This window comes from Nonomuraea montanisoli, assembly GCF_013363975.1.
Lineage (GTDB): Bacteria > Actinomycetota > Actinomycetes > Streptosporangiales > Streptosporangiaceae > Nonomuraea > Nonomuraea montanisoli.
The window spans coordinates 104,402-124,540 of the sequence record NZ_JABWGN010000006.1 but is presented as its reverse complement, the minus strand read 5'-3'; the positions used below and the strand labels follow the sequence as shown (position 1 = coordinate 124,540).

The window sequence follows — 20,139 nt, the reverse complement described above, 5'->3', positions numbered from 1 at the left end:
CGGATATGCTTGCGAGTGCCATCTCGTGGCCGGGATCCGCCCCACGCGGGTTTCGCTTCGAGGTTTTCCGAGGGCTCCGGCGGCGGTGTTCCCGCACCTCCGCCGGGGCCTTCATGCGTGTGGGGTCAGTCGGTGACGCGCCCCCTTTCGGACAGTTCGGCGATGTCCGGGGCCATCCGCCCCGCCCCGTGGAAGGCGCGCCACTCCGCCAGCCGGGGGAACGTGCCGCCGGCCAGCTCGTCGAGGAGCGACCGGGTCCACGCCGCCTCGGCCTCGCGCATCGCCAGGGCGTACTCCGACTCCAGGACGAACAGCCGGGGCAGCTCCCCTGCGTCGCGCTCCAACGCCTCGCGCTGGGCGGCGGTGAGCCGTTCCAGCTCGTCGAGCCGCCGGCGCAGCAGCGCGGTCACCTCTTCCGGTGGCAGCCCGCCCATGACCGACAGTCCCGCCTCGAACCTGCGCGGGGTCTCCTCGGGGTCGGACAGCAGCTCGCGCGTCCAGTCGGCCAGCTCGGCGCGGCCCTCGGCGGTGATCTCGTAGACGGTGCGCTCGGGACGCCCGCCCTGCCGGTCGCTGCCGACCTCGCCGATCAGGCCGTGCCGGGCCAGGTTGTGGACGACGGTGTAGAGGGACCCCCACTTGATCGCCATGTCCTGGTCCTTGCCACGGGCCCGCAGGACGGAGGCCATCTCGTAGGCGTGCATCGGGCGCTGGACCAGGACGGAGAGCACGGCGAGCGCCAGCAGGCTGCCCACCTTCCGCCGCTTCGCCATCCTCGGCCCCTCTCACTCGTTCACGAATACTCGTCTACGAGTGTACGGCGGCGAGTGCCGTCTGCACAGCCCTCGAAGGCCGGAAAATCCGCCGGATTCGTCCCGCGGTCGCGCGGGCTTGCGTTCGAGCGCGCTCGAAGCCCTAGCGTCACCGCCATGACGACACAGACCTGGATCATCACCGGCGCGTCCCGCGGCTTCGGGCGCTCACTGGCGGAGTCGGCGCTCGCGGCCGGCGACAACGTGGTGGCGGCGGTGCGCCGGCCCGAGAGCATGACCGACCTGGAGGCCACGTACCCGGACACCTTCATGGTCGCGACGTACGACGTCCGGGACGTCTCCGCGGCCGCCGGCCTCGTGGGCGACACCCTCGACCGCTTCGGCCGGCTCGACGTGCTGGTCAACAACGCGGGCCGGGCCGTGGTCGGGGCGGTCGAGGAGGTCGGCGACGCGCAGTTGCGCGAGCTGATGGATCTGCACCTGTTCGGCCCCGCCGCGCTCGTCCGCGCGGCGCTGCCCGGGATGCGCGCCCGCGGCACCGGGACGATCGTGCAGATGAGCAGCCAGGGCGGGCGCATGTCGTTCCCGGGCGTGTCGACGTACTCCGCGTCGAAGTTCGCCCTGGAAGGCTGGTCCGAGTCGCTGGCCGGGGAGGTCGCCCCGTTCGGGATCCGCGTGATGATCGTCGAGCCGAGCCGGTTCCGTACCGGCTTCAACGGGGCCGACGTGCTGGAGTTCACCGAGGCGTCCGAGACCTACCGCGACCTGCTCGCCGCCGTCCGCGTGGACATGGCCGGGGCCGACGGCCTCCAGGAGGGCGACCCGGCGCGGGCGGCCGAGATCATCGTGTCGCTCGCGCACGGCGACGAGGTGCCGCTGCGGCTGCCGCTCGGGCGCGAGGCGGTCGAGCGGATCTCGGGGGTGTACCGGCGCGGCCTGGAGGAGGTCGAGCGGTGGGCCCCGATCGCCCGCAGCGCCGACTTCGCCGACGCCCCGGCGTCGGTCCGGCCTGTCTAGGCCGGCTGTCCGCGGCCCGTCTAGGCTGACTGCCATGGCCACCGACGACCTGATGACCAGGGCGCTCGAAACGCTCGGGGACGACGCGCCGCTGTCGGTCGAGGCGATCCACTCCCTCACCGACCCGGCCGACGTCCCCGAGTCGATGACGATCGCCGAAGTCGCCGACCTCCTCGACATCTCGCCGCACACGCTGCGCTACTACGAGCGGGCCGGGCTGGTCGAGGTGGCCCGCGACGACCACGGCCACCGCGTCTACGACGCGGAGGCCGTGCGGCGCCTGGTGTTCCTCACCCGGATGCGGCTGTCCGGCATGCCGATGCGCGACCTGCAGCACTACATCTCGCTCGTCGACGCCGGGAAGGAGACGGTGTCCGAGCGGCTCGACATGCTGCTCGAACATCGCGACACCATCCGCCGCCGCATCCGCGAGCTGACCCTCTCCCTCGCGGCGACCGAGTACAAGATCGCCACGTACGGGGGCTCGACCGGGCCGGACGTCCAGACTTTCGACCTCGCCGCCGGCGCCGACCGCACGCCGCTCCCCCACGAGCCGTCGCGACCGTCGCCCGGCCGGTCGGAGGTGTCGCGGAAGTAGACGCGTGGCGGGGGTTGCAAACGCCGGCACCTGGATGTCCTGGGCGGTGCCCTCCGGGGGAGTCGACAGCGGCAGGACACCTCCCGCACCTGACCGCCGCCGCCGTGAGCCACGGCTGGGGCATGATCCCGGTCACGGCCCAGATCCGGGGGACCCGGTGGAAGACCTTAAGGACGGGAGCTCTCTCGTACCGGTGAAGGCGTGCGTGCGGACGGCCCGCCTGACCGTCGAGATCTGACCGCTCGGGATGGGACACCGGCCCGCAGGTCGCCCTTCTCTGGACGCCTACGGACGCCACACCCGATCACCAAACAAAGCCTCAAAAATCCACCCAAGACGGCTACACAGCTGCTTAGGCGGGAATTGCGGGATCAGAAGGACGTGGCGCCTCCGTGCTGGAGCACCATGACCAGCAGGGCGGCCACCAGCGTGGCGATGAGCACCCAGCTGATCAGGATGATGACAGTGGAGCGGCGCGGCCTCCGGCTGAGGCGCCCCTGGCCGGCGGCCTTCGCCTCGTTGCGGCGGACTCGCTCGTTGAACGACTCCAGTCGCGCCACGAGACGGGGATCGTCATCGACGAGGTGCCGCTCGATCTGTGCCAGCAACCGCTCCTCGTCCTGCGACCAGGCCATGGGTGCACCTCCGGAACGCAAGCTCTGTGCGGGTGTTCTGCCCAACCCTGAAGATCATTAGCCCCCGCCCTGTCGGGTAATTGCCGCCTCTTTTCCGTTTGCGATCACGCTCGAACCTCTGTTCTAATCAGTGGCATGCGCTGGGACAACCTCCGCCTGACGGAGACGAATGCGGATGATCCGGTCGTGCCGCTGTTCGCCCGCGGCGCTGTCACGCGCACCTTCGACACCCCCGAGTTCCGGGGCATGACGTTCTACGAGATCCACGCCCGTTCGATCATCAACCGGGTGCCGGCCGCCAGCCGCGTCCCGTTCGAGTACACGATCAACCCCTATCGGGGCTGCGGCCACCGCTGCGTCTACTGCTTCGCCCGCAACACGCACCGCTACCTCGACCTCGACGCGGGGGCCGACTTCGACTCCAGGATCGTGGTGAAGGTCAACGCCGCCGAGCTGGCCCGCAGGGAGCTGGCCGCCCCCGGCCGGCGGGGGCGGCACGTCGCCATGGGCACCAACGTCGACTGCTACCAGCGCGCCGAGGGCCGGTATCGGCTCATGCCGGGCATTCTGGGAGCGTTGCGCGATGCCGCCAACCCGTTCTCGATCCTCACCAAGGGCACACTGATCCTGCGCGACCTCGACCTGCTCACCGAGGCCGCCGAGGTCACCGACGTCGGCGCCAACATGTCGGTCGGCTTCCTCGACGCCGACGTCTGGCGCTCGGTCGAGCCCGGCACCCCCGATCCGCGGCGGCGCCTGGAGGTGTGCGCCACGCTCAACGAGCGCGGCATCGGCTGCGGCGTGCTGATGGCGCCGATCCTGCCGTATCTCACCGACTCGCCGGCCGAGCTGGAGCGCACGGTCAAGGAGATCGCCGAGGCGGGCGCGACGCACATCGCGCCGATCGTGCTCCACCTGCGGCCGGGGGCGCGCGAGTGGTGGCTGGCGTGGCTCTCCCGCGAGCACCCGCGTCTCGTGCCGCGCTACCTGGAGCTGTACGGCAGAGGCGCCTACGCGCCGCGCGAGTACCAGGGGCGGATCATCGAGCAGGTCAGGGGCCTGGCCGAGCGCTACAAGGTGGGCACCGCCTCCCCGAGGCGGGGGCGCCGCGTCGGCCCGCCCCGCCCTCCGGCAGCGGCCGCCGCCGACCCCGCGCCGGAGCAGCTCAGCCTGCTCTGACGGGCTTTGAGGTCATGGGGACAGACGCCATTCAGACTCACTCGTGATGCTATGTCGGGTTTCGGGGCCGAATGGGTATTAAGCGGCTTAGTGTGCCATTCGGGCACCATAGTCACACGGGGGAAACCATGGCAGACACCAAGAAGAAACCGGCCACCAAGTCCGGCAAGTCCAAGAAGGAAGCGATCAAGACCAGCAGGCAGGTCAAGGACGCGAAGAAGGACACCAGCAAGCCGGACGAGGTCTAGCCGGTGACCTGAAGGGCAGCCGCGGCCACGTCCCGGCTGCCCACCCTCCGCCGCGGAGCCACACCGCCGTCGCGCGTGATGACCGCTCCGGGCCTGCCCGTAATACCAGCCCACCGCCCGGACCGTATTCCCGGCACCCAGACGACTCCGATCACCCGGCCGCCCCGGATCGCGCTCGCCGATCACCCCGCCACTCCGGACGCGAGCACCCGTGGACGTGGGCATATGCAACGGCCGGGCGCGTCGCCCCCGGAGACCTCGCCCAGGTTGGTTTCGGCTCGATCACCGATGCAACCTTAAGACCATTTGCGGCGTCTAATGATCATAGGTGGGGATAGTGCCACGGGGATGAAGGGTGCACTCCACCGAAGCGAGACAATAAGCCGGTGGCGAGAGAGGCTCGCCACCGGCCATGTGTGTTGTGACACTCTCAAGTCAAGGGGGACCCCTCAGGTGCGCGCACTGGCACGCAAGGGCAAGTCGGCGATGGTGAGGCTGTACAAGGGCTACAACCGGCGCAAGGTGCGCAAGGCACCGCCCCCTTCCATCCATCAGGTGCGCATCCTGCTGCTCCACGCGTACGGCATGGGCGGCACGATCAGGACCGTGTTCAACCTGGCCAGCTACCTGGCGCGCGAGCACGACGTGGAGATCGTCAGCATCCTGAAGGAAGCCGAGGAGCCGTTCTTCCCGATCGACCCGCGGGTCAAGTTCCGCTTCCTGGACGACCGGCTGGACCCGAGCCCGGACCCGATGCGGACCATGCTGTCGAAGATGCCGAGCCGGCTGATCCCCAAGGAGGAGACCGCGTACCACCGGTTCAACCTGTGGACCGACCTCAAGCTGGCCCGCTACATCCGCTCCCTCGACACCGGCGTCCTCATGGCCACCCGGCCCGGACTGAACCTGGCGATGGCCCAGCTCGCCCTGCCGAGCGTCATCACGGTCGGCCAGGAGCACGTGGCCCTGCGCACCCAGGTCGAGCCGATGCAGGAGCTCATCAAGTGGCGTTACCGCCGCTTCGACGCGCTCACCACGCTGACCAAGGCCGACCTGCGCGACTACCGCAACACGCTGCCGAAGAAGCCCAAGCGCCTGGTGCGGATCCCCAACGCCGTGCCCCCCATGGGAGGCGGCACGGCCGACCTGAACTCCAAGGTGGTCGTGGCCGTCGGCCGCATGACCCGGCTCAAGGGCTTCCACCGGCTGATCACCGCGTGGGAGACGGTCGCGCAGGCGCACCCGGACTGGCAGCTGCGCATCTACGGCGCGGGACCGCAGGAGGACAACCTGCGCGCCCAGATCACCGAGGCCGGCCTGGAGGGCAAAATCGTGCTGCCCGGCCCGACGACGGACGTGGGCGCCGACCTGGAGAAGGCGTCGATCTTCGTGCTGAGCTCGCGGCACGAGGGTTTCCCGATGACGATCCTGGAGGCCATGGCCAAGGGGCTGGCGATCGTCAGCTTCAACAGCCCGCACGGGCCCAAGGAGATGATCACCGACGAGGTGGACGGGCTGCTCGTCAAGCCCCGTACCAACGCCAACCTCGCCACGGCGATCATGCGGGTGATCGAGGACGAGGACCTGCGCCGCCGCCTGGCCGCCGGGGCGCTGGAGACGGCGCGCACGTACGACGTCGACGCGGTCGGGGCGCAGTGGGACGCCCTGCTGGAGGAGCTGCTGGCCCGCCGCAACGGCACGTACGTCAAGCCCGAGCCCCCGGCCCCCGCCCCCGGCGAACCGCGGGAATCGTCCGGGCTCCAGGACGCCTCCCGTGACGACGCCGGCGACGCCCAGGGCGACAACGACGAGCACGAGGCCAGGGACGCCGACGACATCCCGGACTCCGAGGACGCCCGCGACTCCGAGCACGAGTCCGGCGACGAGGAGCGCGAGTCCGGCGACGACGAGCGCGGCCAGGCCGCCGATCCGGCGGAGCACACCCGCGGGCTCGACCGGCCGGGTGACGTGCCGGGCCGGGGCGCCTTCGAGCTGCGCCGCCAGACCGTGAACGGGGCCACCGCCCCGCCCGCGTAGCGCGACCGGACCCCACGATGCGAGGGGCCGCTCCATGACGTGGGCTGGAGCGGCCCGGTTCGATGCCCGAAAGACCCCGGCAGCACGAAGCTGCCGGGGTCTTTCGCGTGCGGGCCGACCGCTCGACCGCGCGTGCGGCCAGGGCGAGGCGACACCCGACGGCTCGGCTGACGCACGTTCATTTGACTGAGTCCTCAATTGAATATAGACATGACTCCATGGAAAGTGAGGCCAGGCGCCCCTACCGCATGGGGGCCCGCGCCGCCGCCATGGAGGCCACGCGCACCCGCGTGGTGGAGGCGGCGGCCACGCTGTGGATGCGGCAGTGGTACGACGACGTCACGCTGCAGGACGTCGCCGACGAGGCGGGCGTGTCGGTGCAGACGATCGTCAACCACTTCGGCGGCAAGGACGGCCTGGCCGACGCCGTCGCCGACCTGGTGGCGACGGAGACGGCGGTCACCCGTCAGGCGCCGACCGGCGACGTGGCGGCGATCGCGGCCGCGCTCTTCACCGACTACGAGCGGCACGGCGACGCCAACGTGCTCTGGACGGCGCAGATGGACCGCGTCCCGGCCATCGCCCGGGCGGCCGCCCACGCGCGCGGCCTGCATCGGGCATGGCTGGAACAGGTCTTCGCCGACCGGCTCCCCGCCCCGGGCCCCGCCCGGGAGCACGCCCTGAACCTGCACCACGCCGCCACGGACGTCTACCTGTGGAAGCTGTGGCGGCGCGACCTCGGCCTGTCGCGCGAGGACGCCGAACACGCCATGCGTGACCTGCTGACCTCGATCGACCCCCGAAAGAGACACGCCCCCCGAAAGAGACACGATGCCTGAGAGCTTCCTGTTCGCCACCTGGGCCGGCGGCGGGGCCGTGCCGCCCGTCCTGTCGATCGCCCGCGCGCTGCGCGAACGCGGCCACGACGTCCGGGTGCTGGCCGACACGTCACTGCACGAGGAGGTCGCCGCGGCCGGCGCGGAGCCGATCGCCTGGACCACGGCGCCGCAGGGCGACGCCGGCGATCCGGCCAAGGACGTCATCAAGGACTTCGAGGCCCGCACGCCGCTGGGCGCGTTCGCGCGGCTGAGGGATCGCATCGTCTGCGGCCCCGCGGCCGACTACGCCCGGGACACGCTGGCCGAGTTGCGTGCCCGCCCGGCCGACGTGCTGGTCGCCGAGCACATGCTGCTCGGCGCGCTCACCGCCGGCGAGGCCGCCGGGATCCCCGTGGCCTCGCTGGTGACGACCCTGTACCCGTTCCCCACCGAGGGGGCGCCGCCGCCGGGCCCGGGCCTGGCTCCCGCCGAGGGCGCGCTGGGGCGGCTGCGTGACCGGGTGGTGACCGGGCTGATCCTCAGGCCGTGGGAGAAGGGGCTGCCGGCGCTCAACGCGGCCCGCGTCGCGAGCGGCCTGGCGCCGGTGGACTCGGTCGTCGGCGCGTTCGACCGCGTCGACCGGCTGCTCGTGCTGTCCCCGCGCGCCCTCGACTACCCCGGCCGGCGCTTCCCCGCGCACGTGCGGCACGTCGGCCCGCGGCTCGACGACCCGGCCTGGGCCGCGGACCTGGAACTGCCGGCGGGCGACGCCCCGCTGGTCCTGGTCGGCCTGAGCTCGTCGTTCATGAACCAGCACGCGCTGCTGGAGCGCATCGCCGAGGCCCTCGGCACGCTGCCGGTGCGCGGGCTGCTGACCACCGGCCCGGCCGTGGACCCGGCGACGGTCCGCGCCCCCGGCAACGTCCTGGTCACCGCGGCGGCACCGCACAGCGTCGCGCTGCGCCACGCCGCGGTGACCGTCACGCACGCCGGCCACGGTACGGCCGTCAAGTCCCTGGCCGCCGGGGTCCCCTTGGTCTGCGTGCCGCTCGGGCGCGACCAGGCTGAGGTGGCGCGGCACGTCGAGGTCGCCGGCGCCGGGCTCACCGTGGGCAGGGGCGCCTCACCCCGCACGATCGCCCACGCCGTCGCCCGGGTCCTGCGCGAGCCGTCCTACCGGCGCGAGGCGCGGCGGCTGGCGGCGGAGATCGCCGCCGAGACCGCCACCGACCGGGCGGTCGCCGAGATCGAGGCCCTCACCACGCGAGCGATCGCCAAGGACTAGGGCCTCCCCCGGCGTACGTGTCGAAGTCGGCTATGCCGGGAATCTCTCTAGAGATCTGTGCCCAACACCCCGTCACCCCCATCGGAGGCGTGCTTGAGCACAAAAGACACGGTCGCCCTCATCGCGGGCGGCGTCCTCGTCATCTCCCTGTTCGGCACCGCGAAGGGCACCCACGCCACCCGCACCGCCGCCGTCAGCACCGCCGCCAGCCCGCTCGCCAACACCGGCGGCACCCGCCCCGGCCTGGCCCCCGTCGCCTCCGGCGACGACCGGGCCGCCGCCCGCAAGCTCATCTCCCGGTTACGCGTCAAGGGCCGCGGCCCCGCCACGGGGTACGCGCGCACCCGGTACGGCGGCAACTGGGCCGACACCGCCCCCGGCGTCCCGTACGCGGGCAACGGCTGCCGCACCCGCGACGACCTGCTCGCCCGCGACGGCCAGGACGTCCGGTACCGCACGGGATCGCGGTGCGTGGTCGTCGCCATGCGCCTGGCCGACCCGTACACCGGGAGGGCCATCGCGTGGCGCAAGTCCGACGCCGACGAGGTGCAGGTCGACCACGTCGTCCCGCTCGCCTACGCCTGGCGGATGGCCGCCGCCCGCTGGCCGATGTCCAAGCGGCTGAACTTCGCCAACGACCCGCTCAACCTCCTGCCCGTGGACGGCGCGGCCAACGAGCAGAAGGACGCCTCCGGCCCGGCGAGCTGGCTGCCGCCCCGCCGCCGCATCCGCTGCGCCTACGTGACGCGTTTCGCCCAGGTCGCCGTCAAGTACGACGTGCCGGTCACCCCTGCCGACAAGCGGACCATGCTCGCCCAGTGCCGGTGACCGCCCGCGTCACCTGACGTCCTGCCGGTCGTCTGACCACTCGAAGCCGTGGCCGAACGTCTCCTCGGCCAGCACCCGCTGGCCGGCGGCGTTCGGGTGGAAGAAGTCCCACTTGCTGATGTGGTCGAGCGTGAACCGGTACCGGAAGATCGCTCCCCCGTCCGTGCGGCAGGAGTCGCCCAGCGCGGCGCACGCCTCGGCCGCCTGCTCGTTGTAGGCCATCACCCGCTCGCGCACCCGCGCGCGCCGCGCCACGTCGGCCCGCTTGACCGACGCGGGCCGCGCCAGCATGGACTGGCAGATGTGCCCGGCGGTCCAGAACGTCCGGGCGAGCGCGTGGCTCCTGCCGACCTGCCACAGCCGCCGCAGGTCGGGGACGCTGGCCAGGAACACCCGCACGCCGGGCACCCCGTCGCGCAGCGCCGCCAGCGCCGCGTCCAGCCGCTGCCGGTAGAGCTCCACCGGCGTCATCTCGCGCTCGGTCCCCACGCACGCGTCCTGGGCGCCGATGAGGATCGTCACGTAGCCCGGCTTGAGCTCGACGGCCTGGCGCACCTGGCTCATGAGGCCGGCGCTGGTGGAGCCGGGCACGGCGAGGTTGCGGTTGTGGCCCTGGATGTCGTCGTCGAGCCGCAGCAGCCGCAGGTAGTGGCTGGCGACCTCCGCGTTGTCGCCGGCCGACCACGAGCGGGAGGTGCACGACACGTACCAGCCGCAGGCATTGAACCCGCTGGAGATCGAGTCGCCGAGCGCCACCATCGACGTCGGCACGGGGACGCCGGTGTCGGCCGACGCGGGGCCGGCGCCCAGGAGAACCCCGGAGCCGGACAGGAGGACGGCGGCGGCCAGGAGGCGAGGGATCATGGCCCCCAAGGTAGGGATCCGATCTTGGACCCACTATGACCGGCGGGGAAGGTGGGCCATTTCACAACCGACTTCATATCGCTGCTTGACAGTCCCGCCGCGGACCGGGCAGGAGAGGGCGATACCGCTAACAACGCCGCATGTCCGCGAATATGCAGGTTTTTCTTGGATCCCTGACCGTTACCACCCATTCCAGGGGGTCACAGTCGAACGTGTTCAGTTCCCGCATAGAGTGTCTTGAGTGAGTGTCGCGCTCGGAACCACCCGCCCGCTACCGGTTCGCACCACCCCCGTGGGCGACCCCGGTGACCTGCTGGCTTCCCTGCCGAAGACCGCGCCGTTCGCGTGGATCCGGCACGGCGAGGGGCTCGTCGGCTGGGGGGAGGCCGCTCGCGTGGAGGTGCCGCCGGGCCCGCGCCGTTTCGCCTGGGCCCGCGAGTGGCTGGCCGAGGTGCTCGGCGACGCCCACATCGACGACGCCGTCAAGACGCCCGGCTCCGGGCCGGTCGCCTTCGGCACGTTCACCTTCGACGAGAACGCGCCCGGCTCCACGCTGATCGTCCCCCGCACGATCCTGGCCCGCCGCGACGGCCGCGCCTGGCTCACCACCGTGGGCGAGCCGCGCCTGCAGCCGTTCACCCCGATCCGCACGCCGGGCCGCATCCGCTACAGCGACGGCAGCCTCACCGCGCCCGAATGGGAGCACATCGTCGCCCGCGCCTCGCGCCGCATCCGCGCCGGCGAGCTGGAGAAGGTCGTGCTCGCCCGCGACCTGCTCGCCACCGCCGAGCGGCCCATCGACATCCGGCTCCTGCTGGCCCGCCTCAGCCGCCGCTACCCGGAGTGCTACACCTTCTCCGTCGCGGGCCTCGTGGGCGCCACCCCCGAGCTGCTGGTCCGCCGTACCGGCAAGCACATCGAGTCGCTCGTGCTGGCCGGCACGACGCCGCGCGGCACCAGCGCCGCCGACGACGTCGCCCGGGGCGCGGCGCTGTTCGCCTCCGAGAAGGACCGCCACGAGCACGAGTGCGCGATCGCGTCGGTGCGGCAGACGCTCGCGCCGCTCTGCTCCTCGCTGCACACCCCCGACGAGCCGGAGCTGCTGGTGCTGCCGAACGTCCAGCACCTGGCCAGCCACGTCACCGGGCGGCTGGCCGACGGGGCGTCCGTGCTGGACGTCGTCGCCGCCATGCACCCGACCGCCGCCGTCGGCGGCACCCCGACCGGCACGGCGATCGAGGTGATCCGCGAGCTGGAGGGCATGAACCGCGCCGGGTACGCCGGTCCGGTGGGCTGGATCGACGCCCACGGCGACGGCGAGTGGGGCATCGCGCTGCGCTCGGCGGTCGTGGAGGGGCGCCGCGCCCGGCTGTTCGCGGGAGGCGGCATCATGGGCAACTCCGACCCGGCGTCGGAGCTGGCCGAGGCTCAGGCGAAGTTCCGCGTCATGCAGTACGCCCTGGAGGGGTGAGCGCCTCGCCGGCTCAGGGCGACGGGACGTGGATGCCCTCGCCGGTCTCCACGCGGGCCCGCCCCGCCGTGAGCGTCGCCAGCCACGCCGTGAACGCGGGCACCTCGTCCTCTCCCACCGCCACCGCGAACTCCACGGCCGCCCCGTAGGCCACCTCGCGCACGGCGTACCGCGACGCGCGCAGGCCGTTCTCGACCCGTCCCGCCTGGTCGTGCGCCACCGACACGCGCACCAGCCGGGCCGGCACCATGCGCACCGCCTCGGCCCGGTCGAGAGTCTCCGTCACCGCTGAGCCGTAGGCCCGGACCAGGCCGCCGGCCCCGAGCAGGACGCCGCCGAAGTAGCGCGTCACCACGGCCACCACGTCGCTGAACCCCCGGCCGACCAGGGCCTGCACCATGGGGGTGCCCGCCGTGCCGCCGGGCTCGCCGTCGTCGTCGCCCTTCTGCACGCGCTGCCCGATCACGTACGCGGTGCAGTTGTGCGTGGCGGCCGCGTGGGTCCGGCGCCGACCGGCGATGAACTCCTGCGCCTCCTCGACCCCGCTCACCGGCGCCATCGCGCAGACGAACCGGGAGCGCCGCGCCTCCGTCTCGTGCTCGATGGCGGTCTTCAGGGTGAGGTACGAAGAGGACACGTCACCAAGCTACCGCCTTTACAAAGTAGATCAATTCCTTCGCCGCCGGGCCGAGTTGCGCGGATCGAACCGTATGCTGTACGGTACAGCGTACCGAAACGATGGAGGCATGGCTTGACCCCGAACGACATCCGGACCTTCCGCTTCGAGCCCGACCGCGGCGCCCTCGACGACCTGCGGGAACGGCTCGACCGGGTGCGCTGGCCGGACGAGGTCCCCGGCGTGGGCTGGGGATACGGCGTCCCGCTCGCCCGCATGAAGGAACTGGTCGGCCACTGGCGCACCGGCTACGACTGGGACGGCGCGCTGGCCGAGCTGAACGCGCACGACCAGTACGTCACGCAGATCGACGGCCAGGACGTCCACTTCCTGCACGTGCGCTCCGCCCGCGAGGACGCGCTGCCGCTGCTGATCACGCACGGCTGGCCCAGCTCCCCGGTCGAGTACCTCGACGTGATCGAGCCGCTCGCCCGCGACTTCCACCTGGTCATCCCCTCGCTGCCCGGTTATGGCCTGTCCGGCCCGACCACCGAGACGGGCTGGGGCTCGACCCGGATCGCGAAGGCGTGGCTGGAGCTCATGACGCGCCTCGGCTACGAGCGGTTCGGCGTGCAGGGCGGCGACTGGGGCACGTGGATCTCCCGCGAGGTGGGCGTGCTCGCCCCCGAGCGGGTGGCCGGCATGCACGGCAACGGCATCATCTGCTTCCCCATCGGCCTGCCGGGCGAGCTGGACGGGCTGAGCGAGGTGGAGCAGGAGCGCATGGCCTTCCGCGAGCGCTACCTGACCGACCAGTACGGCTACAAGCTCATCCAGTCGGCCCGGCCGCAGACGTTCGCCTACGGCATGGCCGACTCCCCGGTGGCGCTGCTGTCGTGGTTCGCGAGCGTCTACCACGAGTGGAGCGACGAGCCGATCCCCGACGACCGGCTGCTCACGACCGTCATGCTCTACTGGCTGACCAACACGGCCGGCTCGGCGGCCCGCTCGTTCGTGGAGACGCCCGACACCGATCAGGACACGAGCGTGGAGTGGGAGCTCAAGCCGGCGACGGTGCCCACGTCGGTGTCGGTGTTCCCGAAGGACATCCTGCGGCCGATCCGCCGCTTCGCCGAGCGGGACAACGCCATCGTCGGCTGGGTCGAGCACGAGCGCGGCGGCACGTTCGCCGCGCTGGAGCAGCCCGCGGCGTACATCGAGGACGTGCGCGCCTTCTTCGCCACGCTCCGGTGAGCGCGCGGGAAACCCCGATGAGGACACAGTCCGCGCCCTGAGGGGCCTTACAGTCCGGGCACGCCCGCGCTTACTCTAATGGTCATGTCCGTGACCCCGTTGCGGGGCGGTCCCGCACGCGAGGCCGAGCTGCTCGGCGCGGTCCTCGAGGTGTTACGCGAGACCGGCTACGACCGGCTGAGCGTGGACACCGTCGCGGCCCGGGCCAGGGCGAGCCGGCAGACCGTCTACCGGCGGTGGCGGACGAAGGCGGACCTCGTGGTGGCGGCGTTCGTCAGCGCCGCCTCGCCCCTGCCCGAGGCGCCCGACACCGGAAGCCTGCGCGGCGACCTGCTGTGGCTCATGGAGTTCCTCGTCGCCGAGCTGGAACCGCTCGGCGACGTGCTCGCCGGCCTGGTGGGCGAGATCCGGCACAACAGGGAGCTGGCCGCCGCCGTGGACCGGCACTACGTGACGGGCCGCAGGCGGCTCATGCTGGAGGTGTTCCAGCGGGCCTGGGACCGGGGCGAGCTGGCGGCGGCCGCCGACACCGAGCTGCTGTGGCAGCTCGGGCCGGCGGCCCTGCTCTTCCGGGGGCTGATCAGCGGCGAGCCGGTGGACGGCGACCTGGCCCGCCGCCTGGTCGACCACGTCCTGCTGCCCCTCGCCCTGGCCCGCAGATGACCTGGGCAAGGGGGTAGGAGGCGGCACTCACTCGCGCCGCAGCTCGTGCTCCAGCTCCTCCAGCTCGGCCCCGCCGGCCATCAGCCCCGTCAGCTCCTCGCGGGTGATGTCGGCCTTGGCGTACTCGCCGAGGCTCGCGCCCCGGTTGAGCAGCAGGAACCGGTCGCCCACCAGATGGGCGTGGTGCGGGTTGTGGGTGATGAACACGACCCCGAGCCCCCGGTCGCGGGCCCGGACGACGTAGCGCAGCACGACGCCCGCCTGTTTGACACCGAGCGCCGAGGTCGGCTCGTCGAGGATGAGCACCCGGGCGCCGAAGTGCACGGCCCGGGCGATCGCCACCGACTGCCGCTCGCCGCCCGACAGGGTGCCGACCGGCTGGTCCACGTCCCGGATGTCGATGCCCATGGCCAGCAGCTCCTCGCGGGCGATCCGGCGGGCCCGGGCCACGTCGAAGGCCAGGCCCCTGCGCGGCTCGGAGCCGAGGAAGAAGTTCCGCCACACCGACATCAGCGGGATCATGGCGAGGTCCTGGTAGACGGTGGCGATGCCGCGGTCGAGCGCCTCGCGCGGGCTGCCGAGGCGCACCTCCCGGCCGTCCACGAGGAACGTCCCGGCGTCGTGCCGGTGCACCCCCGACAGGATCTTGATGAGGGTGGACTTGCCGGCGCCGTTGTCGCCGAGCACGCAGGTGACCTGGCCCGCCGCGACCCCCATCGACACGTCGCGCAGGGCCAGCACCGAGCCGAACGTCTTGCCGATGCCGCGCGTCTCGATGATCAATGCTTCACCTCCTCGGCGTACCGCCGGACCAGGCGGTTGGCGAGCGTGGCCAGCAGCAGCATGGCGCCGAGGAAGAACTTGAACCAGTCGGCGTCCCAGCCGAGGAACACGATGCCCTTGTCGGCCATCCCGAAGATCACCGCGCCGACGGAGGCGCCGATCGCGGAGCCGTACCCGCCGGTCAGCAGGCAGCCGCCGATCACCGCGGCGATGATGTAGATGAACTCCTGCCCGATGCCGATGTTGGCCTGCACGGAGGTGTAGCGCAGGGCGAGGATCGAGCCGACCAGCCAGGCCGCGAACGCGGTGGTCATGAACAGCGCGATCTTCGTGCGCGCGGCGGGCACGCCCACGGCCCGCGCCGCCTGCTCGTTGCCGCCGACCGCGAAGATCCAGTTGCCCGCGCGGGACCGCATGAGCACCCAGGTCGCGACGGCCGTGACGAGCAGCCACCACAGGATCGCCACCCGGAACGGCGTGCCGCCGATCTCGACGGTGCCGGCCAGCAGCGTGCGGGCGCCCTCGTAGCCGGCGGCCCGGCGCAGCCCGCTGACCTGCACGGTGCCGGTGAGCGCCTTGGTGACGCCGAGGTTGACGCCCTGGAGCATGAGGAACGTGCCGAGCGTGACGATGAAGCTGGGCAGGCGGGTCCGGGTGACGATCAGCCCGTTGACGAAGCCGATCGCCAGGGCCACGACCAGGCCGACGAGCATCGCCGTCCACACGTCCAGGCCGTACCGGGTGGCGAGCGTGACGAGGATCAGGCCGGTCGTGCCGGTGAGGACCCCGGCCGACAGGTCGAACTCGCCGCCGATCATCAGCAGCGCGATGGCGACGGCCATGATGCCGAGCGTGGCCGCCGGGTCGAGCCAGTTGGCGACGCCCTGCGGCGAGCGGAACACCGGCGACTGCGCCGCGAAGAACGCGAACACCGCCACCAGCCCGACCACCGCGCCCAGCTCGGGACGGATCAGCAGCCGCCGCACCAGGCCGGCGCGGGCGACCCGCTCGTCCGCCCGGCCGGCCACCGCGCTCACGACGGCCCTCCGGCACGGGTCATCGGGTGCCCGCCTCGGCCAGCTTGGCGACCTGCTCGGCGTTGTCCTTGGTGACGAAGCCCGGGCCGGTGTTGACCGGCAGCCCGCCGCCCACGGTGTTGAGGTTCTTCTTGTACAGGGTGAGGAACGTGATGGGCAGCCAGCCCTGGAGGTACTGCTGCTGGTCGACCGCGAACAGGATCTCGCCGTCCTTGATGGCCGTCACGACGTCGCCCGACAGGTCGAACGTGGCGAGCTTGGCCTGGGAGCCGGAGTCCTCGACCGCGTCGCGCGCGGCGACCGCGACGGCCGGGTTGAGCGCGAGCACGCCGTTGACCTGCTTGTCGGACTGGAGCTTCGCGGCGACCTTGGAGGTGACGTCGGCGAGGTTGCCCACGTCGACCTGGAGCCGCTCGACGGTGCCGCCGAGGCCCTGCTCGGCGCCCTTGCACCGCTGGTCGAGCCCCACGTTGCCGGCCTCGTGGACGACGCACAGGAGCTTGGTGACGCCCGCGGCCCTGAGCTGCTCGCCGGCGCCGCGGCCGGCCACGTCCTCCGACTGGCCGACGTGGGTGATCGCGCCGAACGCCTTGGACGAGCCGGCGCCCGAGTTGATGGTCACCACCGGGATCTTCGCGGCGACGGCGCGGCCGACGGCCTCCTTCAGCGCGTCGGGGTTGGCCATGGACACCACCAGGCCGTCCACCTTCTGCGAGACGGCCTGGTCGATGAGCTGCGACTGCTTGCCGGGGTCGCCGTCGCCCTGGTAGGTCACGGTGACGCCGTACTGCTTGCCCGCCGCCTCGGCGCCGTTCTTCACCACGTCCCAGAAGGCGTCGCCCGCCGAGGCGTGGGTGATGACGGCGAACGTGCCGCCGCTCGCCGCGGGCGGCGCGGAGCCGGAGGCCGGGGCGCTCTGCGCGCCCGCTCCTCCGGACGAGGAGGAGCAGGCGCCCAGCGTCAGAGCGCAGAGCAGGGCCAGCACGACAGGGGTTCGTCTCACGGGACACCTCCATGACCATCAGGCTCGCCCCGGTTGTACATCAATATCAACTCTTTGTATAGACATACGGACCAATGGAATCGAAGGTCTGGAACGGAAAGCTTCGTTCCGATATAGTGGAGCCATGACGACTCCACCCATGAGCGGGCGCAAGGCTCAGGCCGCGCGCAACGACGAGCTGATCCTGAAGGCGGCGCGGGCGGTCTTCACCGCGGACCCGGGCGCGCCGATCGCGGCGGTGGCCGAGCGGGCGGGCGTCGGGATCAGCGCACTCTACCGCCGCTACTCCAGCAAGGAAGACCTGCTGCGCAAGCTGTGTTTCGACGGCCTGCAGCTCTACATCGCGGTGTCGGAGAAGGCCCTGGAGGACCAGGGCGATCCGTGGGAGGCGTTCGCCGGCTACATGCGCGGCATCGTGGACGCCGACAGCAGCTCGCTGACCATCAAGCTGGCCGGCACCTTCCAGCCGACGCCGGAGCTGGGGGCGGCGGCGGTGCGGGCCTCCGAGCTGGCCACGCGGGTCCACGCGCGGGCCGTGGAGGCGGGCGTGCTGCGGCCGGACGTGACGACGGCGGACATCGCGCTGCTGTTCGAGCAGATGGCGTCGGTCAAGCTGGGCGACGACGAGCGCACGGGGCAGCTCCGGCACCGGTACCTGGCGCTGCTGCTGGACGCCCTGCGCCGCCCCGCCTCCCACGCCGCCCTGCCGGGCCCGGCCCCGGAGGACGCCGAACTCTCCGCCCGCTGGGTCCCCTGACCGCTCCCCGTCCCCCGCTCGCGCCGAGGCTCCGCCCCCTTCCTGCCCCCATCCCCCAAGAGACGCGCGCCCGCCGAGAGGGCAAGGCACGTCAGGCGCCGAAGCATCACGATGAGGGGCAGGTAGGGGGAGGTGGCTCGCGAAAAGGGTCAGGCGGGCGGGGGCGAGGTGGCGGGAGGGTCAGGCGGGCGGGGAGGCGAGGTGGCGGGCCAGGGCCAGGGTGCGGCGGGCGCGGGCCACGATCGGGGCGTCCACGAAGCGGCCGTCCGGCAGCGCCACCGCCCCCAGGCCCTCGCGCTCCGCCTGCTCGGCCGCCTCGGCGATCTCCGCGGCGCGGGCCGTCTCCTCCTCGGTGGGCGTGAAGGCCCGCCGGATCACCGGGATCTGGCGCGGGTGGATGGCCGCCCGGCCGAACATCCCGATCGCGCGTCCCGCGACGCACGACGCCAGCAGCCCCGCCTCGTCCCGTACGTCCGGATAGACCGACATGGGCACGGGCGGCAGGCCCGCGGCGGCCGCGGCCAGCACGACCTGGAGGCGGAGCTGGTTCAGGGCGGCCACGTCGGTGACGGACAGCTCGGCGGACAGGTCCTGCTCGCCCAGCGCCACGCCGGCCACGCGCGGGTGGGCGGCGACGGCCGGGGCCGCCAGGATCCCCGCCGCCGACTCCAGCACCGCGTACGCGGGGGCGGGGCAGCCGCCGAGCGCGTCCAGCACCGCGGCCGACTCGACCTTGGGCAGCCGGAGGCCGCCGAGCCCGGGCAGCGCGGCGAGCGCGGCCACGTCGTCGCGGCCTCGCGGCGTGGTCAGGTCGTTGACCCGCACGTGCACCGCCACGTTGCCGGGGCTCCCGGCCTGTCCGGCCGCGCCGGCTCCTCCGGCGGCCCCGGACGCGCGCTCGCGCAGGTAGGCGGCGGCGTTGGCGCGGGCCTCGTCCTTGCGGGCGGGCACGACCGCGTCCTCCAGGTCGATGATCACCACGTCCGCCCCCGACGCGACGGCCTTGGCGAACCGCTCGGGCCGGTCCCCCGGCACGTACAGCCAGGAGACGGCGGGCACTCCGGACGCCGGGGACGTCATGCGATCACGCCCTGCTCGCGCAGCCCGGCGATGCCCTCGGCCCCGTAGGCCAGCTCCTCCAGCACCTCGTCCGTGTCGTGCCCCAGGGGACGCCCCGGCCAGCGCACCTCGCCGGGCGTGTCCGAGAGCCGGAACAGCACGTTCTGCATCGTCACCGCCCCCAGCTCCTCGTCCGGCAGCTCGACGAACGTCCCCAGGGCCGCGTACTGCGGGTCGCGGGCGATGTCCCGGACGTCGTAGATGGGGGCGACCGCCGCCTGCGCCTCCTCGAAGCGGGCGATGACCTCGTCGGCGTCGCGGGCGGCGATCCAGATGGCGACGGCCTCGTCCAGCTCGTCCACGTGCGCGACCCGGCCGGCCCCGCTGGAGAACCACGGCTGCTCCACCAGGTCGGAGCGGCCGACGAGCGTGACGACGCGCTCGGCGACCGCCTGCGCGCTGGTGGAGACAGCCAGCCAGCGGCCGTCGCGGGTGCGGTAGGTGTTGCGGGGCGCGTTGCTGCTGGAGCGGTTGCCGGTGCGGCGCGGCACGGCCCCGAGCGCCTTGTACGCGCTCATCTGCGGGCCGAGCAGGCCGAGGATCGGCTCGATGATCGCCATGTCGACGACCTGCCCGCGTCCGGTCCGCTCGCGCGCGTGCAGCGCCACCATGATCGCGTACGACATGGCGAGGCCCGCGATGCCGTCGGCCAGCGCGAGCGGCGGCAGCGTGGGCGGGCCCTCCGGCTCGCCGGTCATCGCCGCGAAGCCGCTCATCGCCTCGGCCAGGGTCCCGAACCCCGGGCGGCGGGCCATCGGGCCGCTCTGCCCGAAGCCGGTCATGCGGGCGACGATCAGCCGGGGGTTGAGCTCCAGCAGGTCCTTGGGGTCGAGGTTCCAGCGTTCCAGCGTGCCGGGGCGGAAGTTCTCGACGAGCACGTCGGAACGGGCGGCGAGGCGGCGCAGGATCTCCTGCCCCTCGGGGTGCGACAGGTCGATCGCGGCGGCGCGCTTGTTGCGCGACAGGGACTTCCACCACAGGCCGACGCCGTCCACCGAGGCGCCGTGCCCGCGCGACGGGTCGCCGCGCCTGGGGTGTTCGATCTTGATCACGTCGGCGCCGAAGTCGCCCAGCATCATCGCGGCGGAGGGGCCGGCGAACAGCGTGGCGGCGTCGATGACCCGCAGGTCGGCGAGGCTCGTCATGTCTTATAA

20 protein-coding genes are annotated in these 20,139 nt (G+C 72.5%); 11 read left to right on the top strand and 9 right to left on the bottom strand.

Annotation, left to right across the window (positions count from 1 at the left end; genetic code table 11):
* Window positions 1-125 precede the first annotated feature (125 nt).
* Window positions 126-773, bottom strand: a complete 648-nt coding sequence (locus HTZ77_RS16105) for a PadR family transcriptional regulator (protein WP_175590408.1) — start codon at window positions 771-773, stop codon at window positions 126-128.
* Between the two features lie 156 nt (window positions 774-929).
* Between HTZ77_RS16105 and HTZ77_RS16100 the strand changes: the two genes are divergently transcribed.
* Both HTZ77_RS16100 and HTZ77_RS16095 read left to right on the top strand, forming a co-directional pair.
* Window positions 930-1,790, top strand: coding sequence for an SDR family NAD(P)-dependent oxidoreductase (locus tag HTZ77_RS16100; RefSeq protein WP_175590407.1), 861 nt, complete (start codon window positions 930-932; stop codon window positions 1,788-1,790).
* Window positions 1,791-1,824: 34 nt separating this feature from the next.
* Window positions 1,825-2,388, top strand: a complete 564-nt coding sequence (locus HTZ77_RS16095) for a MerR family transcriptional regulator (RefSeq protein ID WP_205302726.1) — start codon at window positions 1,825-1,827, stop codon at window positions 2,386-2,388.
* A gap of 371 nt (window positions 2,389-2,759) precedes the next feature.
* Here the strand turns inward: HTZ77_RS16095 and HTZ77_RS16090 are convergent, their stop codons facing one another.
* A complete protein-coding gene (locus tag HTZ77_RS16090) occupies window positions 2,760-3,023 on the bottom strand; it encodes a DUF3040 domain-containing protein (protein WP_175590406.1) in 264 nt (87 codons plus the stop codon).
* A 135-nt stretch (window positions 3,024-3,158) separates the two neighbouring features.
* Between HTZ77_RS16090 and HTZ77_RS16085 the strand changes: the two genes are divergently transcribed.
* From HTZ77_RS16085 to HTZ77_RS16065, 5 genes are all read left to right on the top strand, one after another.
* A complete protein-coding gene (locus HTZ77_RS16085) occupies window positions 3,159-4,202 on the top strand; it encodes an Rv2578c family radical SAM protein (protein WP_175590405.1) in 1,044 nt (347 codons plus the stop codon).
* 701 nt (window positions 4,203-4,903) lie between these two features.
* Entirely contained in the window at window positions 4,904-6,487 is a 1,584-nt protein-coding gene (locus HTZ77_RS16080) for a glycosyltransferase family 4 protein (protein ID WP_328808610.1), read from the top strand.
* Between the two features lie 218 nt (window positions 6,488-6,705).
* A complete protein-coding gene (locus HTZ77_RS16075) occupies window positions 6,706-7,326 on the top strand; it encodes a TetR/AcrR family transcriptional regulator (RefSeq protein WP_175590404.1) in 621 nt (206 codons plus the stop codon).
* Window positions 7,319-8,590, top strand: a complete 1,272-nt coding sequence (locus HTZ77_RS16070; RefSeq protein ID WP_175590403.1) for a glycosyltransferase — start codon at window positions 7,319-7,321, stop codon at window positions 8,588-8,590. Before HTZ77_RS16075 ends, HTZ77_RS16070 begins: the two co-directional genes overlap by 8 nt.
* A gap of 93 nt (window positions 8,591-8,683) precedes the next feature.
* Window positions 8,684-9,418: an HNH endonuclease family protein gene (locus HTZ77_RS16065; RefSeq protein WP_175590402.1), complete on the top strand. Its 735-nt coding sequence runs from the start codon at window positions 8,684-8,686 to the stop codon at window positions 9,416-9,418.
* A 9-nt stretch (window positions 9,419-9,427) separates the two neighbouring features.
* Here the strand turns inward: HTZ77_RS16065 and HTZ77_RS16060 are convergent, their stop codons facing one another.
* Window positions 9,428-10,282 carry a GDSL-type esterase/lipase family protein gene (locus HTZ77_RS16060; protein ID WP_175590401.1) on the bottom strand — a complete coding sequence of 285 codons (855 nt, stop codon included), beginning with the start codon at window positions 10,280-10,282 and terminating at the stop codon, window positions 9,428-9,430.
* Between the two features lie 241 nt (window positions 10,283-10,523).
* On the opposite strand from HTZ77_RS16060, the gene HTZ77_RS16055 reads away from it, so the two are divergent.
* Window positions 10,524-11,753, top strand: a complete 1,230-nt coding sequence (locus HTZ77_RS16055; protein ID WP_175590400.1) for an isochorismate synthase — start codon at window positions 10,524-10,526, stop codon at window positions 11,751-11,753.
* Window positions 11,754-11,766: 13 nt separating this feature from the next.
* Here HTZ77_RS16055 and HTZ77_RS16050 read toward each other — a convergent pair whose 3' ends face one another.
* Complete coding sequence (locus HTZ77_RS16050) at window positions 11,767-12,390, bottom strand: YigZ family protein (protein WP_175590399.1); 624 nt, start codon at window positions 12,388-12,390, stop codon at window positions 11,767-11,769.
* Window positions 12,391-12,504: 114 nt separating this feature from the next.
* On the opposite strand from HTZ77_RS16050, the gene HTZ77_RS16045 reads away from it, so the two are divergent.
* Window positions 12,505-13,623, top strand: a complete 1,119-nt coding sequence (locus HTZ77_RS16045) for an epoxide hydrolase family protein (RefSeq protein WP_205302725.1) — start codon at window positions 12,505-12,507, stop codon at window positions 13,621-13,623.
* An 84-nt stretch (window positions 13,624-13,707) separates the two neighbouring features.
* Complete coding sequence (locus HTZ77_RS16040) at window positions 13,708-14,286, top strand: TetR/AcrR family transcriptional regulator (protein ID WP_175590398.1); 579 nt, start codon at window positions 13,708-13,710, stop codon at window positions 14,284-14,286.
* Window positions 14,287-14,313: 27 nt separating this feature from the next.
* Here the strand turns inward: HTZ77_RS16040 and HTZ77_RS16035 are convergent, their stop codons facing one another.
* The 3 genes from HTZ77_RS16035 to HTZ77_RS16025 are packed head-to-tail and all read right to left on the bottom strand — an operon-like array spanning window position 14,314 to window position 17,109.
* Window positions 14,314-15,069 (bottom strand): ATP-binding cassette domain-containing protein, encoded by a 756-nt coding sequence (locus HTZ77_RS16035; protein WP_175590397.1) that lies wholly within the window; start codon window positions 15,067-15,069, stop codon window positions 14,314-14,316.
* Window positions 15,066-16,106, bottom strand: coding sequence for an ABC transporter permease (locus tag HTZ77_RS16030; RefSeq protein ID WP_175590396.1), 1,041 nt, complete (start codon window positions 16,104-16,106; stop codon window positions 15,066-15,068). The genes HTZ77_RS16035 and HTZ77_RS16030 overlap by 4 nt, the downstream gene beginning before the upstream one ends.
* Window positions 16,107-16,125: 19 nt before the next feature.
* Entirely contained in the window at window positions 16,126-17,109 is a 984-nt protein-coding gene (locus HTZ77_RS16025) for a substrate-binding domain-containing protein (protein WP_175590395.1), read from the bottom strand.
* Between the two features lie 124 nt (window positions 17,110-17,233).
* Between HTZ77_RS16025 and HTZ77_RS16020 the strand changes: the two genes are divergently transcribed.
* Complete coding sequence (locus HTZ77_RS16020) at window positions 17,234-17,866, top strand: TetR/AcrR family transcriptional regulator (RefSeq protein ID WP_235994761.1); 633 nt, start codon at window positions 17,234-17,236, stop codon at window positions 17,864-17,866.
* 180 nt (window positions 17,867-18,046) lie between these two features.
* On the opposite strand, the gene HTZ77_RS16015 is transcribed toward HTZ77_RS16020, so the two are convergent.
* Complete coding sequence (locus tag HTZ77_RS16015; protein WP_175590394.1) at window positions 18,047-18,946, bottom strand: HpcH/HpaI aldolase/citrate lyase family protein; 900 nt, start codon at window positions 18,944-18,946, stop codon at window positions 18,047-18,049.
* Window positions 18,943-20,130, bottom strand: coding sequence for a CaiB/BaiF CoA transferase family protein (locus HTZ77_RS16010; RefSeq protein ID WP_175590393.1), 1,188 nt, complete (start codon window positions 20,128-20,130; stop codon window positions 18,943-18,945). Before HTZ77_RS16010 ends, HTZ77_RS16015 begins: the two co-directional genes overlap by 4 nt.
* Window positions 20,131-20,139 lie beyond the last annotated feature (9 nt).

Coding starts and splice junctions, on each gene's coding strand:
- HTZ77_RS16105 (WP_175590408.1), bottom strand. CDS start 773: ATGGCGAAGCGGCGGAAGGTGGGCAGCCTGCTGGCGCTCGCCGTGCTC.
- HTZ77_RS16100 (WP_175590407.1), top strand. CDS start 930: ATGACGACACAGACCTGGATCATCACCGGCGCGTCCCGCGGCTTCGGG.
- HTZ77_RS16095 (WP_205302726.1), top strand. CDS start 1,825: ATGGCCACCGACGACCTGATGACCAGGGCGCTCGAAACGCTCGGGGAC.
- HTZ77_RS16090 (WP_175590406.1), bottom strand. CDS start 3,023: ATGGCCTGGTCGCAGGACGAGGAGCGGTTGCTGGCACAGATCGAGCGG.
- HTZ77_RS16085 (WP_175590405.1), top strand. CDS start 3,159: ATGCGCTGGGACAACCTCCGCCTGACGGAGACGAATGCGGATGATCCG.
- HTZ77_RS16075 (WP_175590404.1), top strand. CDS start 6,706: ATGGAAAGTGAGGCCAGGCGCCCCTACCGCATGGGGGCCCGCGCCGCC.
- HTZ77_RS16070 (WP_175590403.1), top strand. CDS start 7,319: ATGCCTGAGAGCTTCCTGTTCGCCACCTGGGCCGGCGGCGGGGCCGTG.
- HTZ77_RS16060 (WP_175590401.1), bottom strand. CDS start 10,282: ATGATCCCTCGCCTCCTGGCCGCCGCCGTCCTCCTGTCCGGCTCCGGG.
- HTZ77_RS16040 (WP_175590398.1), top strand. CDS start 13,708: ATGTCCGTGACCCCGTTGCGGGGCGGTCCCGCACGCGAGGCCGAGCTG.
- HTZ77_RS16020 (WP_235994761.1), top strand. CDS start 17,234: ATGACGACTCCACCCATGAGCGGGCGCAAGGCTCAGGCCGCGCGCAAC.
- HTZ77_RS16015 (WP_175590394.1), bottom strand. CDS start 18,946: ATGACGTCCCCGGCGTCCGGAGTGCCCGCCGTCTCCTGGCTGTACGTG.
- HTZ77_RS16010 (WP_175590393.1), bottom strand. CDS start 20,130: ATGACGAGCCTCGCCGACCTGCGGGTCATCGACGCCGCCACGCTGTTC.